This is a genomic window from Pseudomonas sp. B21-059 (assembly GCF_026016285.1).
GTDB classification, from domain to species: domain Bacteria; phylum Pseudomonadota; class Gammaproteobacteria; order Pseudomonadales; family Pseudomonadaceae; genus Aquipseudomonas; species Aquipseudomonas danubii.
The window spans coordinates 231,884-246,791 of the sequence record NZ_CP087201.1 but is presented as its reverse complement, the minus strand read 5'-3'; the positions used below and the strand labels follow the sequence as shown (position 1 = coordinate 246,791).

At 63.4% G+C, this 14,908-nt stretch carries 18 protein-coding genes; 10 read left to right on the top strand and 8 right to left on the bottom strand.

The window, feature by feature from the left end; translation table 11 throughout:
- Positions 1-40: 40 nt before the first annotated feature.
- From LOY69_RS01130 to LOY69_RS01110, 5 genes are all read right to left on the bottom strand, one after another.
- Positions 41-442, bottom strand: coding sequence for an ExbD/TolR family protein (locus tag LOY69_RS01130; protein ID WP_011058607.1), 402 nt, complete (start codon positions 440-442; stop codon positions 41-43).
- A gap of 1 nt (position 443) precedes the next feature.
- Positions 444-1,169: a MotA/TolQ/ExbB proton channel family protein gene (locus tag LOY69_RS01125; protein ID WP_265074026.1), complete on the bottom strand. Its 726-nt coding sequence runs from the start codon at positions 1,167-1,169 to the stop codon at positions 444-446.
- Between the two features lie 55 nt (positions 1,170-1,224).
- On the bottom strand, positions 1,225-2,040 hold the full coding sequence (locus tag LOY69_RS01120) for an energy transducer TonB (RefSeq protein WP_110651186.1): 816 nt from the start codon (positions 2,038-2,040) through the stop codon (positions 1,225-1,227).
- Between the two features lie 418 nt (positions 2,041-2,458).
- On the bottom strand, positions 2,459-2,782 hold the full coding sequence (locus LOY69_RS01115; RefSeq protein ID WP_016963092.1) for a hypothetical protein: 324 nt from the start codon (positions 2,780-2,782) through the stop codon (positions 2,459-2,461).
- Between the two features lie 179 nt (positions 2,783-2,961).
- Positions 2,962-3,834, bottom strand: coding sequence for a LysR family transcriptional regulator (locus LOY69_RS01110; protein ID WP_265074025.1), 873 nt, complete (start codon positions 3,832-3,834; stop codon positions 2,962-2,964).
- 108 nt (positions 3,835-3,942) lie between these two features.
- Here LOY69_RS01110 and LOY69_RS01105 point away from each other — a divergent pair, with 108 nt between their 5' ends.
- The 4 genes from LOY69_RS01105 (at position 3,943) to LOY69_RS01090 (ending at position 6,914) form a co-directional block, all read left to right on the top strand.
- Positions 3,943-4,605: an ankyrin repeat domain-containing protein gene (locus LOY69_RS01105; RefSeq protein ID WP_372840122.1), complete on the top strand. Its 663-nt coding sequence runs from the start codon at positions 3,943-3,945 to the stop codon at positions 4,603-4,605.
- Between the two features lie 27 nt (positions 4,606-4,632).
- Positions 4,633-5,094, top strand: coding sequence for a nucleoside deaminase (locus LOY69_RS01100; protein WP_265074024.1), 462 nt, complete (start codon positions 4,633-4,635; stop codon positions 5,092-5,094).
- Positions 5,081-6,286 (top strand): CynX/NimT family MFS transporter, encoded by a 1,206-nt coding sequence (locus LOY69_RS01095; RefSeq protein WP_265074023.1) that lies wholly within the window; start codon positions 5,081-5,083, stop codon positions 6,284-6,286. Before LOY69_RS01100 ends, LOY69_RS01095 begins: the two co-directional genes overlap by 14 nt.
- Positions 6,287-6,437: 151 nt before the next feature.
- On the top strand, positions 6,438-6,914 hold the full coding sequence (locus LOY69_RS01090; protein WP_265074022.1) for a DUF6392 family protein: 477 nt from the start codon (positions 6,438-6,440) through the stop codon (positions 6,912-6,914).
- A gap of 221 nt (positions 6,915-7,135) precedes the next feature.
- On the opposite strand, the gene LOY69_RS01085 is transcribed toward LOY69_RS01090, so the two are convergent.
- Together LOY69_RS01085 and LOY69_RS01080 are read right to left on the bottom strand one after the other, a co-directional pair.
- Complete coding sequence (locus LOY69_RS01085; protein ID WP_265074021.1) at positions 7,136-8,332, bottom strand: type II toxin-antitoxin system HipA family toxin; 1,197 nt, start codon at positions 8,330-8,332, stop codon at positions 7,136-7,138.
- A complete protein-coding gene (locus LOY69_RS01080) occupies positions 8,332-8,583 on the bottom strand; it encodes a helix-turn-helix transcriptional regulator (RefSeq protein ID WP_092318531.1) in 252 nt (83 codons plus the stop codon). Before LOY69_RS01080 ends, LOY69_RS01085 begins: the two co-directional genes overlap by 1 nt.
- Positions 8,584-8,888: 305 nt before the next feature.
- Here LOY69_RS01080 and LOY69_RS01075 point away from each other — a divergent pair, with 305 nt between their 5' ends.
- The 5 genes from LOY69_RS01075 to LOY69_RS01055 all read left to right on the top strand — a co-directional run bounded on the left by LOY69_RS01075 (position 8,889) and on the right by LOY69_RS01055 (position 11,309).
- Complete coding sequence (locus LOY69_RS01075) at positions 8,889-9,467, top strand: hypothetical protein (protein ID WP_102882711.1); 579 nt, start codon at positions 8,889-8,891, stop codon at positions 9,465-9,467.
- Positions 9,468-9,476: 9 nt separating this feature from the next.
- Positions 9,477-9,692: a helix-turn-helix domain-containing protein gene (locus LOY69_RS01070; RefSeq protein WP_011058598.1), complete on the top strand. Its 216-nt coding sequence runs from the start codon at positions 9,477-9,479 to the stop codon at positions 9,690-9,692.
- 74 nt (positions 9,693-9,766) lie between these two features.
- Positions 9,767-10,438: a hypothetical protein gene (locus LOY69_RS01065; RefSeq protein WP_102882710.1), complete on the top strand. Its 672-nt coding sequence runs from the start codon at positions 9,767-9,769 to the stop codon at positions 10,436-10,438.
- 104 nt (positions 10,439-10,542) lie between these two features.
- Positions 10,543-10,971, top strand: coding sequence for an SMI1/KNR4 family protein (locus tag LOY69_RS01060; protein ID WP_265074020.1), 429 nt, complete (start codon positions 10,543-10,545; stop codon positions 10,969-10,971).
- 23 nt (positions 10,972-10,994) lie between these two features.
- Complete coding sequence (locus LOY69_RS01055; RefSeq protein ID WP_102882709.1) at positions 10,995-11,309, top strand: hypothetical protein; 315 nt, start codon at positions 10,995-10,997, stop codon at positions 11,307-11,309.
- Positions 11,310-11,423: 114 nt separating this feature from the next.
- Here the strand turns inward: LOY69_RS01055 and LOY69_RS01050 are convergent, their stop codons facing one another.
- Positions 11,424-13,796: a TonB-dependent receptor gene (locus LOY69_RS01050; RefSeq protein WP_265074019.1), complete on the bottom strand. Its 2,373-nt coding sequence runs from the start codon at positions 13,794-13,796 to the stop codon at positions 11,424-11,426.
- A gap of 154 nt (positions 13,797-13,950) precedes the next feature.
- Between LOY69_RS01050 and LOY69_RS01045 the strand changes: the two genes are divergently transcribed.
- On the top strand, positions 13,951-14,895 hold the full coding sequence (locus tag LOY69_RS01045) for a LysR family transcriptional regulator (protein WP_110651204.1): 945 nt from the start codon (positions 13,951-13,953) through the stop codon (positions 14,893-14,895).
- The last annotated feature ends 13 nt before the right edge of the window (positions 14,896-14,908 follow it).

The following is a 14,908-nucleotide window of genomic DNA, read 5'->3' as shown; positions in this document are numbered from 1 at the left end:
AAGGAGACGGCCTGAAAAGTCGTGGCTTTGTTGCTCGGTGTCAGCGCGCGGTAATCACCGACAGCTTGGTGATGCCCGCACGCTCGATGGACGCCATGGCCCGGGCCACTTCCCCGTAGTTGACGCCATCGTCGGCCTGCAGCTGGACCCGCACTTGCGGGTCCTTGGCCTTGGCCGCTTGCAAGTTGGTTTCCAGCAGGTCCGGCTGGATCTCGTCCTTGTTGATAAAGAGTTTGCCGGCGCCGTCGATGCTCACCACCAGCGGGTCTTTCTGTTCCACCGGGGCCACGGCCTCGGTCTTGGGCAGGTTGATCGGGATGGCGTTGGTCAGCAGCGGCGCGGTGACGATGAACACCACCAGCAGTACCAGCATCACGTCCACCAATGGCGTGACGTTGATCTCGCTCAGCACCTCATCGCTGTCTTGGGTGGAGAAGGCCATATCAGGACGCCTCCTGCACTTTTTGCAGGCTGCCCTGGGCCGCAGCCTTGTGCACGCTCGGGTGGATCAGCACGCGGAACGAGTTCTTCTGCGCCAGGCTGTAGAAGTCGTGGGCGAAGTCGTCCAGGTCCGCTGCGGTGAGCTTCAGGCGCCGCAGGAAGTAGTTGTAGACCAGCACCGCCGGCACTGCGACGGCGATCCCCACGCCGGTGGCCACCAGGGCGGCGCCGATGGGACCGGCCACGGTTTCCAGGCTCGCCGAGCCCGCCGCGCTGATGCCTTTCAAGGCTTCCATGATCCCCCACACGGTGCCGAACAGGCCGATAAAGGGCGAGGTGCTACCGATACTGGCGACCACCGCCAGGCCGCTTTCCAGGGAGCGGCGCTCGCGCACGATCTGCTGGCGCAAGGCCCGTTCGAGGCGGTCCTGATGGTTGATCGCCTGGCTCAGGTCCGCTGCATGGGGGGCGTCGCCGACCTGGATCGCCGCATAGCCGGCCTGGGCCACCCGGGCCGCCGCGCCGGGCTGGGTTTCACTCAACGAGGCAGCGGAGTCGAGGCTGGACGCCGCCCAGAACTGATTGTGGAACTTGCGATCCTGGGACTTGAGGCGGGCGAACTGCACGCCCTTGACCAGGGCCAGGCCCCAGGTGGCGACGGAGAAGACCACCAACAGCCAGATCACCGCGCTTTCGATGGATTCCAGTGGAGATGCCAGTAACGTCATGATGTGTTCCCTCTGTGTAAGCGTTTAGCGCGTGTTGGTTGATCGGCCTTGCGGCTCAATGAATCTTGAAGTCGATGGGTACGCTGACCCAGCCGTCCTGGGCCACGTCGCCCTGTTTGGCCGGAACGAAACTCCAGCGCTTGACCGCAGCCAGGGCCGCATCGTCGAGCTGCTGGCGACCGCTGCTCTTCTGGATCTGGATCTCCCCCGGCTTGCCGCTGGCCAGCACATGCACCCGCAGCAGCACCGTGCCTTCCCAGCCCCGGCGCTGAGCCAGGGACGGGTATTCCGGCGCCGGGTTCTTCAGGTACGCGGCACTGGCCGAAGCCGGCGTCACAGGGGCCGGGGCCGGTGGCGCGGGTGGCGCCGGAGCGGCTACCGGGGCGGCCGGCTGCGGCGGTGCCGGCGTCTGCTGCACCGGTTTGGGTGCAGGCTTCGGCTCGGGTTTGGGCACGGGCTTAGGCTTGGGTTTAGGCACCGGCTTGGGCGGTGGCGGCTTGACCGCCAGCTCGTCCTCCACCGGAGGTGGTGGCTCCACCACTGGCTGTACCGGCACAGGCGGAGGCGGCTCCACTACAGGCGGCGCCGGGTGCGAGAACTCGATGGTCATGGGCGGGATTTCCGGCGGCACGATCGGCAGCACCGGGGTCGGCTTCTGGCTCAGCCAGTAGATCACCGCCGCATGCAGCAGCAGCGCCGCCGCGCCAAGGATGAATGCCTCCCGGCGGCGCAAAATTCCCTTGGGCGTGCGTTGCAGACGCAGTTGGCCCAGCGGCAAGCGGTGAGGCCGGCCGAGGTCGACCAACTCGCCGCTCGGTGCCTGGCGCCACAGCACCTCGTGTGCACTGGCGGCGGTCTGGACATTGCCCATGGATTCACTCCCTACGATCTTTTGAAAAACCCGGCACCGGCGTTTGAACACCCCCCACGCAACGGTGCCGCGGGGTCAATGATCAGTGCCCCACGCTTATCTCTTAAAGTAATCTTTCAAGTTATAGATAGATCGGAACGGAATATTGAATTCACCCGGAACAGCTCAGGCCACGTGATTCAAGGGCTGTAGCCAAGAGGGAAAAACGCCATGCCTTGCAGGCATTGAAAATATTCCTGCAAAGCATCGAAACAGGCCTGTTAGTGCAGAAAAACAATAGAACCCCATTGCACTCGAAACTAACTTCAGCGCCCATGTATTTAATTAACTTTACAAGCGGACACGACAAAGCCGCTGAACCGGCACGCCACCTTATATAAGGCAGCGCGTATTCAGCGGCTGTTTATTATCGAACTTGTTATTGCTTGACGAACTCGCCGCTCAGGCCGACCACATCGCCGCTGAAGTTGCTGCGGGCACCGGAGGCGCGCAACCGGGAATAGTTGTGATCGGGTGAGAACAGCGCCCAGGCCTGGTAACCGTAGCCATCGTTGTAGCCGGATACATTGATGATGGTCGGCTGCCCGGTGCTGTTCTGGAAGTGGTAATGCCCAGCGACGCTGTACTTGACCCCAGCCTGGGTCAACTCACCGCTGAACGAACCGTTGGAGTCGTTGCCGTCGGTCACGACCAGACGGGCGTCAGCGTTGGAGTTTACATAGGTTCCATTGATGCTCGACATAATGCGGGTTTCCTTATGCGGTTGAATGTTTCGTCCAATGAAGCAAGTTCCTCCTGGAACTCACAAACCCAGCATGGTCGGCGTTTATAACTCTGTCCAAAACAAACTTGCGCAATAACTAATTAAATAGCTATAGCCTGCAATCGGCTCTCTATAAGTTATGACCGAAACAAAAGCACTTATAACTTCCCGGTGTTTTCAACTTGCGGCTTGACACTGGCCACTGCTCGCAACTGCTCTTGTAATGCCTTGCCGGCCCGACTTAGGCCACTGCCGGCATACAGCGCCAGGCGCACGCCCTGGATATCCGGCAAGCCGCTGGCGGCGTCGAGCATCCGATGGCCCTTGCCCAGCACCCGCACCGGCAACAGGCTGATGCCCAGGCCCGCCGCCACCGCCGAGCAGACACTGGCCAGGCTGGCGCTGGAATAGGCGATGCGCCACGGCCAGCCGCCGACTTCCAGGTGGTGAAGCATTTCCTGGCGATACAAACCGCCCACCGGGAACGCCACCAGCGGCAGCGGATCGCGGCCCAAGGCCGGCTGGCGCAGACTGTCGACCCAGCACAAAGGCTCGGGCCAGGATTCCACGCAGTCGTCGCTGTGGCCCATCTGCTTGACCAGCAGCAGGTCGAACTCGCCACGGCGGAACTGGCGCAGCAACTCCGGTCCCAGACCACTGGTGACCTCCAGGCGCACCGCCGGATAGTCGCGGCCAAAGCGCGAGAGCATCGGCATCAGGCGCTCGGCGGCAAAGTCTTCCGGCACCCCCAGGCGCAGCACTTCCTCGCCGCGCTGGTTGATCAAGACGTCGCTGGCCTCCTCATGCAGAGCCAGGATGCGCCGGGCATAGGCCAGCAGGCGCTCGCCCTCCACCGTGGCCACCACCCGGCGCTGATCGCGGTCAAGCAACTGGCAGCCCAGGCTCTCCTCCAGGCGCCGCACCTGCTGGCTCACGGTGGACTGGGTCAAGTGCAGGCGCTCGGCCGCGCGGGTGAAGTTCTGGCAGTCGGCAACCGCCACGAAACTGCGTAGCAACACGGGATCGAACATTACTCATCACCATTCTGATAGCCACTGATTGGCATGATTATATTTAATTTCAGAATACCCAAGGGCTTCACCATACTCCCCTTTCACCAGCAGGAACGGGAGGTTCCCATGCCGCTCAAGCGGTCCTTCAAACGCGGCCTGATGGCCATAAGTCTGTTAACGGCGGGGGTGGTCATGGCCAGCGACAACTCGCTGCTGGATGCAGTACGCAAGGGTCGGTTACAGCAGGTACAGCAGCTGATCCAGCAAGGCGTAGCCTTCGATGATCGTGGCCTGGACGGCAGCAGCCCGCTGCTGCTGGCCACCCGCGACAACCGCATCGACATCGCCCGCGCGCTGATCGAAGCCGGGGCCGACGTCAACCGCAAGAACCTGATCCAGGACAGCCCCTACCTGCTGGCCGGCGCCAGCGGCCACAACGAAATCCTCAAGCTGACCCTGGCCCACGGCGCCGACCTCAAGAGCACCAACCGCTACGGCGGTACTGCCCTGATCCCGGCCTGCGAACGCGGCCACGTGGAAACCGTGCGTCTGCTGATCGAAGCCGGCGTCGACCTGAACCACGTCAACCACCTGGGCTGGACCTGCCTGATGGAAGCCATCGTGCTGTCCGACGGCGGCCCGGCGCACCAGCAGATCGTCGCCCAGCTGATTGCCGCCGGCGCCGACCTGAACCTGCCGGATCGTGCCGGTATCAGCCCGCTGCAACAGGCCGAGCGCCGTGGCCAGAGCGCCATTGCCAAGCTGCTGCGCGATGCCGGCGCGGCGTAACCCTGCCCCCCTTTGAAGGAGCCCTCCATGCACGACGATCAGCACTACCTGCAACAGGCCGTGGCACTGGCCCGGCGCAATGTCGAACAGGGCGGCCGTCCGTTCGGCGCGCTGCTGGTGCGCAACGGCCGGGTGCTGGCCGAGGCGGTGAATGAAATCCACCTCAGCCAGGACCCCACCGCCCACGCCGAAATGCTCGCCATCCGCGCCGCCAGCCAGCAACTGGGCCCGCGCCTGGACGACTGCGTGATCTACGCCAGCGGCCAGCCGTGCCCCATGTGCCTGGCCGCCATGTACCTGTGCGGCGTTTCCCGCGCGGTGTTCGCCGCCAGCAATGAACAAGCAGAGCCATTCGGCCTGTCCACCGCGGCCATCTACCAAGAGCTGAGCCAGCCCCTGGAAGCACAGCGCTTGCCGCTGCTGCACCTGCCCCAGGCGGCCATGACCGCCCTCTACCAGGACTGGCAGGCGCGCCATGCAGCGAACTGAATCGGCCTTCAAGACCGTCGCCGGCTGGGCGCTGCTGGTGTGCCTGGGGCTGAACCTGCGCCCCATCCTTAGCTCGGTCAGCCCGTTGCTCAACGAGATTCGCGGCGCCACCGGCATGAGCTTCCAGAGCAGCGCCTGGCTCACCAGCCTGCCGGTGATCTGCATGGGCCTGGTGGCCTTGCTCGGGGTACGGATCGAAGCCCGTCTCGGCGAACGCCGCGGCGTGTCCCTGGGTTTAGTGCTGGTGCTGCTGGCCTGCCTGGTGCGGCTGTTCTTCGGCCAGGCCGCGGCCTTGCTCGCCACCGCCCTGCTCGGCGGCGCCGGAGTGGCCCTGATCCAGGCCCTGGTGCCAGCGCTGATCAAGCGCCAGTTCCAACAGCGCGTGGCCCTGGCCATGGGCGTCTACTCGGCCTCGCTGATGGGCGGTGGCGGCATCGCCGCCCTGCTCAGCCCGCAGGTGGCCAGCCACTTCGCCCACTGGCAAATGGGGCTGGGCATCTGGGTGCTGCCGGCCATGGCCGCCCTGCTGCTGTGGCTGTGCCTGCCCCTGGGCGCCGGACGCCGCAACGGCCCCCCGGCGCCCCGGGCCGGGCTCTGGAACAACCGCCGCGCCTGGCTGCTGGCGTTGTATTTCGGCTTGGTGAACTGCGGCTACATGAGCATGGTGGCGTGGCTGCCGGCCTACTACCTGCAGCTGGGTTGGAGCGCCACCCAGAGCGGCTCGCTGCTGGCCTTCATGACGATTTTCCAAGTCACCGCCGCCCTGCTGATGCCGGCCCTGGCCCAGCGCAGCAGCGACCGCCGACCGCTGCTGGGCATCAGCCTCGCGGCCCAGGCCGCAGGGTTTCTCGGGCTGGTGCTGTGGCCCTTGCAGAGCCCGCACCTGTGGGTAGCGCTGATCGGCTTCGGCCTCGGAGCGTGCTTTGCCCTGAGCCTGATCCTGACCCTGGATCACCGCCGCGATCCCCGGGAAGCCGGGCAACTGGCGGCTTTTGTCCAGGGCGTGGGCTTTCTGATCAACGCCGTCTCGCCGTGGCTGAGCGGCTGGCTGCGGCAAGTCACCGGCAGCTTTGTCAGCGCCTGGTGGGTGTTGATCGTCGGCGTCCTGGCGATGCTGCTGTTGACGCGAATCTTCAGCCCGGCCAGTTATCAGGCCAGGGCCCAGCTCGACACAGCGCCACAACCGGCCTGACAGCGGTCCTCAAACCAACCGCCTGCCAGCGCAGCAGGCGGCTTTCTTTGTGTCACAACAGAACCATTCGTCTTTTCGACCGGCTAAGATCGGCCGCCGACGCCACCCGCGCCAACGAGTCCCCCACTCAGCACAGGACAATGGAGAAGACATGGACGCTAAAACGATCAGCCGCTGGGTAAGCAACCTCGGGCTCAGCCATGCAGAACTGATCGCCCGGGGAGAGCGCATCGAGCGCCCGACGGGCAAGCTCTACGACGAATTCGAATGGCTGACCGTGATCGTCGAGCCCGGCCTGATGCTGGACTTCTGGGAAGACAGCCTGGCCCTGGAAAAGGTACTGATTGAGCTCATGCCCCTTGAACAGGGGCGCTCGTTCTACAGCGGCGAACTGCCCGCCCCGTTCTCACGCAGCATGACCCACGCCGACATTCGCGAGCTGCTGGGCACGCCCCTGCGCTCGGGGGAGCGCAGGCCATCAGCCGATGGGCAATGCATGCTCAATGCCTGGGAGAGCTACCGCCTGCCGGAGCCTCTGCATCCCAGTGCTCGGGTTGGATTCGTCTATAGCGCCGACATGCAGATCAGAGTCCTGTCGTTTGACTTGCTGGAGCCGCAGCGCGACTGATTCGACCGCACAGAGTGGCTCTTGGAGACTCGCGGCGGTCAGCCAGGCATCAGAGGACCGGCGCGAGATCGCCAAGCAAGGCCCTGCGGTCCTTTTCGCAGCCTCGCAGGCGCGGCAGCGGTTACAGGCAACGTGGAGGACGACAGAGATAGGCCGGCCGGTAGGCCGCCGTCGGATTTTGATCTGCCTGCCCCCTTAGACACGATGGCCGAACGCAGGCACTAGCCAAAGGTTTTCATAAATGGCTCGGCACATTGCCGGATCGCAGCGACGACATGCGGTGCCCGTTCGCCCCATTCGGCCGATCGGCTCAACACCCGCTCCAGTGCGTCCAACTGCCCGCGAATAACCTCTTGCGGACGAGCCACATCACAGACCTTGGCGAACTCCAGCAACCCCTGCCGCGAAGCAAACAGGGACTTGTTGCCCAGCAGATCCAGAGCCAGCACGTCCTGCGGGATGTAGGCCGTGGTGTTGACGATGTCGTAGGCCGGCGCCAACCGCGCATCGCGCTGGCCAGGATCGGAATACAACAGCCCGAAGTTCTTCAGGTGGGCATCGCCATTCCCCACAATGCAGCTCAGGCTGACCATGGCAAACAACTGCGCCAGTGAACCCGGCACCTGCTCAGGCGGGCAGAACAGGCGAACGGCCTTGGCAATGGCCGAATAGCTCTTGCTGTATTTCTGCTCCGCCCCCAGCCCCATCAACGCCGCCATGTCTTCAAACCCCAGGCAACCGAGTTGCTCGTCCCGGTCGAAGCGGCGCATGACGAACAGTTTGGCGTTATCGGAGAGGTAGAACTCGGGCACCGCTATCCCCGCCTCCCTGGCCACCGACATGCACAGGAATTCATTGATCGCCAACCCCGGAAACTCATCCCGGCCGCTCTTGATGATCAGTTCGCAGGTGTTCGAGGTAAAACGCCGCGCCCCAGCATCAGGCCGCTCCGGCACCATGACCTTGGGCTGCACGCCGGATATCCCGGCACGCAGGATGTAGCGGTCCACCAGGTCGGCAAAGATGTCCTCGGCGCCATCCCATGCGAGGATTTCTTCAAGTTTTTCCCCGGGAAACTGCTGTCGCTGCAACAGCCCATCGACTTCGGGCGAGCTCACCGCGACCCGCCCGATCGGCGCGCTGCTGCCGGACAGCGCCAGCAGCAACATCGGGTCGACCTTCACCACCTTGGCCAGGCGGTTGCGCAATTGCTCCAGCACATAGCCTTCGGGCAGGTTCATCTGGAAGATCGGGTGCAACTCCCGATAACGGTATTCATCCAACCGCACGGGCATCAGCAGACTGATCGCCGCCTGTGCCCGGGCATCATCGCGGTAGCGAAACAGATAATCGCCAGCGCCACGGTGGATTGTCCCGCTCTCACCGGCCGGGGTGGCTACCTGCAGCACCGTGGCCATCAGTCGAACACTCCCTGGATCTCGTCCAAGGTGGGCATCGCGGCAGGCACCAGAGTGAATTCACAGTCCAGGGCTCCCAGCACCCGCGCATAGGCCGCCATGCCCACCGACAAATCGCCCCGCTCGATGGCGATGACCTTTTGCCGGGTCACACCCGCCAAGGCGGCCAGGCTGGCTTGGGTCAGGCCACGATGCAGGCGGCGCTGGCGAACCTGCTCGCCAAGGCGCGCGGTGATCAGAAAGTAGTCCATGTTCTGTATACGCAACAAAATTTATTGAATGTAACGTATACCTAACATAACGAAAAATCAAAGGGACACTGTGGGGGCTCACACTCCGTGGCGGCGGATGAAAGGCTTCGATAGTGGATATGTACTCCCTGACTGTCGCAAGCACAGGTTTTACGGCCGCTAAGCGCCCGAGCGGGATCAAGCTCCCTCTCCACATCATCATTCCTGGCTATGAACCCAAGGCATTAACAGAGAAATAAATTATTGTAATCAGATAATTATTTATCAATAATTCGCCACCCTCAACGTTTTGCAAGGAATGACGCATGAACCCCCAAATAAATGGCTCAGCCCAGTACCGCTTACGACGGGTCGGCCTGCTGGCCGCGATCCTGGCCTGGGTCATGGGTGTGGTCGAGGTCGGCGGCAATGCCGGAATGTGGATCTACAACAAGGATCAGGTTCTGGGTGCCCTGCTCAGCGTCTTCGCCGACCACTCGCCGCGTCTGCTGGAAGCTGATTTCAAACTCTCGTCGCTGAGCTTCACCCTGCTGGTGATCCTCGACTTCCTGCCCTTGCTGCTGTCGAGCTTCGCCCTGTACCTGACCGGGGTGTTCTTCCTGCGCCTGTCGCGCGGCGAAACCTGGAGCGATCGCAACATCCGCATCCTCTGGCGCGTGGGCATGCTGTGGATCGTCGCCCCGGCCACCTTCCCGATGATGGAAACCCTGCAAGGCCTGGCCCTGTCCATCGACCTGCCGCCCGGCCAGCGCATTCTGCAGATCTCCGCGGGCTTCTCGTCCTACGCAGCCTATGAGGTGGTCAAAGGAATCTTGCTCTGCTCGTTTTCCATTATCATGCGCGACGCCAAAGTCCTCAGTGATGAGCACAGTCACTACATATAGAACAATGAGATGACCATTATCGTTCGGCTTGACGTTGTCATGGCTAAAAACAAGATTCGCTCCAAAGAGCTGGCCGCCATCCTGGGCATTACCGAGGCGAATCTGTCGTTGCTGAAAAATGGCAAGGTCAAGGGGATGAAAATCGAGACCCTGGACAAACTCTGCGCTGCACTCGACTGCCAGCCCGGTGACCTTCTGGAATACCAGGCCACCGAGCCCGCGTAACCCCCCGCGTTTGTTTGATCCGAGTCCCGTTCGTTAAAGCCTTACCACTCCTCACGTTGCACATTGGCTTATTCATGACTCGCTACCTGCTCTGCCCGCTGCTTTTACTCGCCTGTCTTTTGACCGGCTGCGCCAACAAACTCGAAGTGGCCATCGCCGCTACCCCGGCTCCGGACTACTACTTCGATCCCCAGGCCCCGGTGCTGGTGACCGTCAACGGCGCCAACGACGCCCACGGCCTCAACGCCAGCTACTACCTGCGCGATATGGTCGCGGCCCTGCACGGCATGGGCTTCAAGCAGGTCTACACCGAGACATCGCTGCCCAAGAACCCCCCACCGTTTCGCATGAACTTCACCCTCGACGTGGGCAGCGAAAAGACCAGCTACCGCTACACCGCCACCGACTACGGCCAGGTGCCCAGCAGCACCAAGACGGTGTGCAAGCAGAGCACCAAGAAGGACAAGAACCTGGTCTGCAACAGCACCCCGACCACCACCTGGGGCCCGGTGGGTTCCTCGGAGCGCACCGGCTACACCACCCTCAGCACCTTCAACATCAAGGCCAAGGACGAGCAGAGCCGGCGCACCGTGTTCCTGCTGCGGGCCTCGTCCTATAACGAGGACTGCCAGGACGCCAAGGTCGAGGACTTCCTGGTGCAGGAAAGCCTGAACAACCTGGACTTCAAAAACCGGGTGCAGCGCAAATACACCGTCACCCTGCCCGAAGGTCACAGCTGCAACTAAGCGCCTACCGCGCACCGGGCGACACGCCTACAATCGCCCCTCGCCGCCCGCCCGATCCCCCTCGCGCGGGCGTAGCCCCCTCAACGAAAAGGCGCAGGTCGAACATGCCCCTGGACTGGAATGCCTGGGAAATAGAACCCGGATCGGCGGTGGACGAACAGCTGATCGCCCAGGTGCAGCAACGCCTCGGCGTCGAGTTCCCGGCGCTGTACCTGGAGCTGGTGCAGTACGCCGCGGCCGCCACGCCAGGGATCGGTACATTCCCTTATGGCAACGGCTACGCCTGCATCAGCGAGTTCTTCGAATTCGGCCTGGACAACCAACCCTGGAGCCTGCTCTGGTACGCCAGCCCCGGCCGCGTGCCGGGGCTCGCCGCCGGTTGCCTGCCGATTGCCCGGGATGCCGGTGGCCTGCTGATTTGCCTGGACTTCAACAGCCCGCGGGTGGCGGTGGAAGTCTTCGATCCCGAGAGCGCCAGCCGCTACCCGGTGGCGGCCGACTTCAAGGCCTTTGTCGAGCTGTGGCAACCATGAACACGCCAGGCAAATGGATAGTCGTGCCCACCAGCCAAGAGGCCCAGCAACGCCTGGATCTGGACCAGTGCCTGCCGGGCGACCTGGAGGAACTGGCCCTGTCCCCGGAGCAGTGGGCGGTGCTGTCGCGCAGCGACCTGCTGCCGAGCCTGAACCGCGCCCTGGGCAGCCTGATCGACGACTACGAAGACGCCTCGATCCAGGGCCAGGCCGCCCTGGCCACGGCCCTGTCGATCCTGATGCAGGCCGCGACGCCCGAGGATGAACTTATCCACAGGCTGATCGCCCTGAATCGACTGGCCCTGGAACGGGATACCGGCCTGTACTTCTACTTCTGAGGCCGTCGGCCAAAACCGCCTCGTCCAGCCAGCTCGCCTGCGCCACACTCACCGTCGTTTCCGAGCGTGACATGCCCTGGGGGCTCTGCGGCGCGAGGTCCGTGAAGCCGGGTTTCAGAAGTCGTAGCGGCCTGTGACGCCCAGGGTTCGCGGCGTGCCCAGCAGGCCTTCGTAACCACCGTTGCCGCCGGTCCAGAGGGTGGTGTAGTAGGTTTTGTCGAAGGCGTTCTTCAGCCACAGTGAGACGTCCCACTGACCCTGCTCGTAGTTGCCGCGCAGGCCGGTGGACAGGTTGACCACGGCGTAGCTGGGGATCTGCCCGTATTCGGAATCCTCCACGGTGCCCACCGCTTTGGAACGGAACGCATAGCTGGCGGTGACGTACTCTTCCAGGCCGTTATCCAGGTTCCACTTGTACTCGCCGTTGGCGTTGCCGATCCATTTCGAAGCACCCACCACCTGGTGGCCGCTGAGGTCGCAGGACGCCGGTGCGCCAGGACGCAGGCTGACTTCCGGCGGGCACGGCGCATCCTTGTAGGACAGGTAGCGCACGTCGTTGTAGGAGCCGTTGAGGTTCAGGGTCAGGCCGCGAATCGGCACCAGGGTGCTTTCCACCTCCACCCCGCGCGAGCGCACCGAACCGGCGTTGGTCAGGTACTGCACGCGATTGGCGTCGTCGTAGGCGTTGGTCTGGTAGCCATTGACCTGAGTCCAGAACAGGTTGGCGTTGAGTTGCAGGCGACGGTCCCACAGGGTGCTCTTGAAGCCCAGTTCCGCGTTGTTGGCGCGCTCGGTGCCGATCAACAGCGAGTCCGCCCCGGCGGTCGGCGCCGAGCCCACGATCAGATTGACTCCGCCGGACTTCTCGCCGTGGGACAGGGTGGCGTAGCCCAGCAGGTCATCGGTGAAGCGGTAGCTGAGGTTGAGCAGGCCAGAAGGGCTGGTGCTGTACTGGTTGAGGTCACCGGAGTCATAGGCTCCGGTGCGTCCGCGACGAGCATTGGCGGCAGCCCCCGCCACTGCCGCGCCACCCAGCGGAGCGTTGCGGGTGACCCAGGCACTTTTTTCCTCGTAGGTGCCCCGCAAGCCAGCGGTGAAATCCAGGCGCTCGGTGAGGTGCCAGGTGCCTTGGGCGAACAGGGCGAAGCTGTTGGTCTGGATGTGCCCGTTACCGATGCTGGTGACGTTGCTCAAGGCACCGGCCGGGGTGCCGTTCCAGATGTCCGCCTTGGGCCCGTAATAGGCGAAGGATTTGTTGTCCAGGTCGGAGCCGAAGTAGTAGGCGCCCAGCACGTAGTCGAAGAAGCCGCCAGTGGGCGAAGCCAGACGGAATTCCTGGGACCACTGTTTGTCTTCCACCGAAACCCCGGCGTTGTAGGTAGCCGCCACGTTGAGGCCATCGTCGTTGCGCGGGGTGAAATTCCACCAGCGGTAGGAACTGACCGAGGTCAGCGTGAAGTCGCTGGGCAGGGTCCAGTTGGCCTCAAGCGAAGTGCCGCCCTGGAACACCGTGACATGCTGGTCGTTGTCCAGGTTGACCTTGCGGTGCGAACCGTTGACCAGGGTCGCCCCGGCCGCCGCCGCACGCGACTCATAGACATTGGTGCCGTTGATGGTCGGCCCGGTGCTGTACAGCACTCGGGTGCCGGCACTGGAATCCTCTTCGTTGTAGTCGCCGATCCAGCGCAGGTTGAAGCGCTCGTTGGGCTTGTACAGCAACTGCCCGCGAAAGCCCTGGCGTGAGCCGCCATTCAGATCGTGGCCGTCGAACTCGTTCTTGATGTCGCCGTCGCTGCGGGTGCGGTAGGCGGAAAAACGCCCGGCCAGCTCATCGCTCAGCGGCCCGGAAATCGTGCCCTTGGTCTGGAAGTAGCCGTCTTCGCCGAGGGAGGTTTCGATGCTGCGCTCCGGGGTGAAGCTCGGCGCCCGGGTGCCGATGTTGATCACCCCGGCGGTGGTGTTCTTGCCGAACAGAGTGCCCTGGGGACCGCGCAGCACTTCCAGCTGTTCGATGTCCATCAGGTCGAACACCGCCATCCCCGGCCGTCCCAGATAGACGTTGTCGATGTACAGCCCGACGCTGCCTTCCAGGCCGTCGCTGGCCGGGTTGTTGCCCAGGCTACGGATCGACACGCTGGACTGGCGCGCATGCATGTAGGCGACGTTGACGCTGGGCACCAGTTGCTGCAGATCCTGGATGCGATACACCCGCTGGCTCTCCAGGGCCTGACCGCTGACCACGCTCATCGGCGTAGGCACGCTCTGCGAGCTTTCCTCGCGGCGGCGAGCCGTCACGGTCACCGTTTGCAACTGGCCATCGTCGGCCTGGGTCTTGTTGGCGCTGTTCTTGGCCGGCGCGGTGTCCGGCGCCGGGGCCTCTTCGGCCCAGGTCGGCGTCCAACTGGCGCTGCCGGCCAGCAACAGCGCCAGGGGCAGGCGCTTGAGCCGCCGGGGCGAGAGGGGTGACGCGAGGGACAACGGGCTCATGGGCGGCTCCTGGTCAGAAAATATACAGCCTCGTATATTCCTTAAAGTTATTTATTTATGTTTTTACAAAGATTTACTGCATAAGAGATTGCCTTTATAAGGAGTCGACCTAATGCATAGCCAATGCATTTCCCCGATATTTTTTATGTGAAAAATGCATATCGATCTGCGCCAGCTCCGTCACTTCATCGCCCTCGCTGAACAGCGCAGCTTTGTCGCGGCCGCAGCGGCGGTGAACCTCTCGCAATCGGCCTTCAGTCGCAGCATCCAGGCCCTGGAACACAGCGTTGGCTGCCAGCTGGTGGATCGCGGGCGCAAGGATCTGGCGCCGACCAAACAGGGCCAGTTACTGCTGGAACATGCGCGTCGGCTGGTCAGTGGGGCCCAGCAGATGGCCAACGAGATCAGCCAGTTCAATGGCCTGGAGGCGGGAGAGTTGCGTTTCGGCTGCGGCCCGGCCCCAGCCTCGGGGTTGATTCCCCGGGCCATCGGCAGCTTTATCGGGCGCTACCCCAAGGCCCGGGTGCAGTTCCAGGTGGATGACTGGCAAAGCCTGAGCAAGCGCCTGCTCAGCGAAGAGTTCGAGTTCTTCGTCGCCGACACCCGCCACTTCGAAGCCGACCCGGATTACCTGACCCAGCGCCTACGCCCACGCAAATGGCATTTCTGCTGCCGCGCCGGGCATCCCCTGGCCCAGCGCGCCAGCGTCAGCGCCAGTGAGCTGATGAGCTACCCGCTGGCGGTGACCATCCGCCCGCCGAACCTGCGCAAAGTGATTGTCGACCTGAGCGGCAAGCCGGACTTCACGCCCAACGTGGAATGCGAAAACAGCTACAGCCTGCTGGGCGTGGTCATGCGCTCGGACGCCATCGGCATCGTCGGCTCCTACAGCGATGCCTTGCACAACGCCAAGGGCGAACTGGTGTGCCTGAAGATCGACGGCCTGGCCGACGACCTGGAAGAGCTCTACACCCGCTACGGCATCGTCAGCCGCGCCGGCTATCGCCTGTCGCCCCTGGCGGCGGCGATGATCGAAGAGATCAAGGCCATCGACGAACAGGACGAAGCGCTGCCGTCCCTCGACAATCTGGCCGTCTGAGCCCCTGACTGGC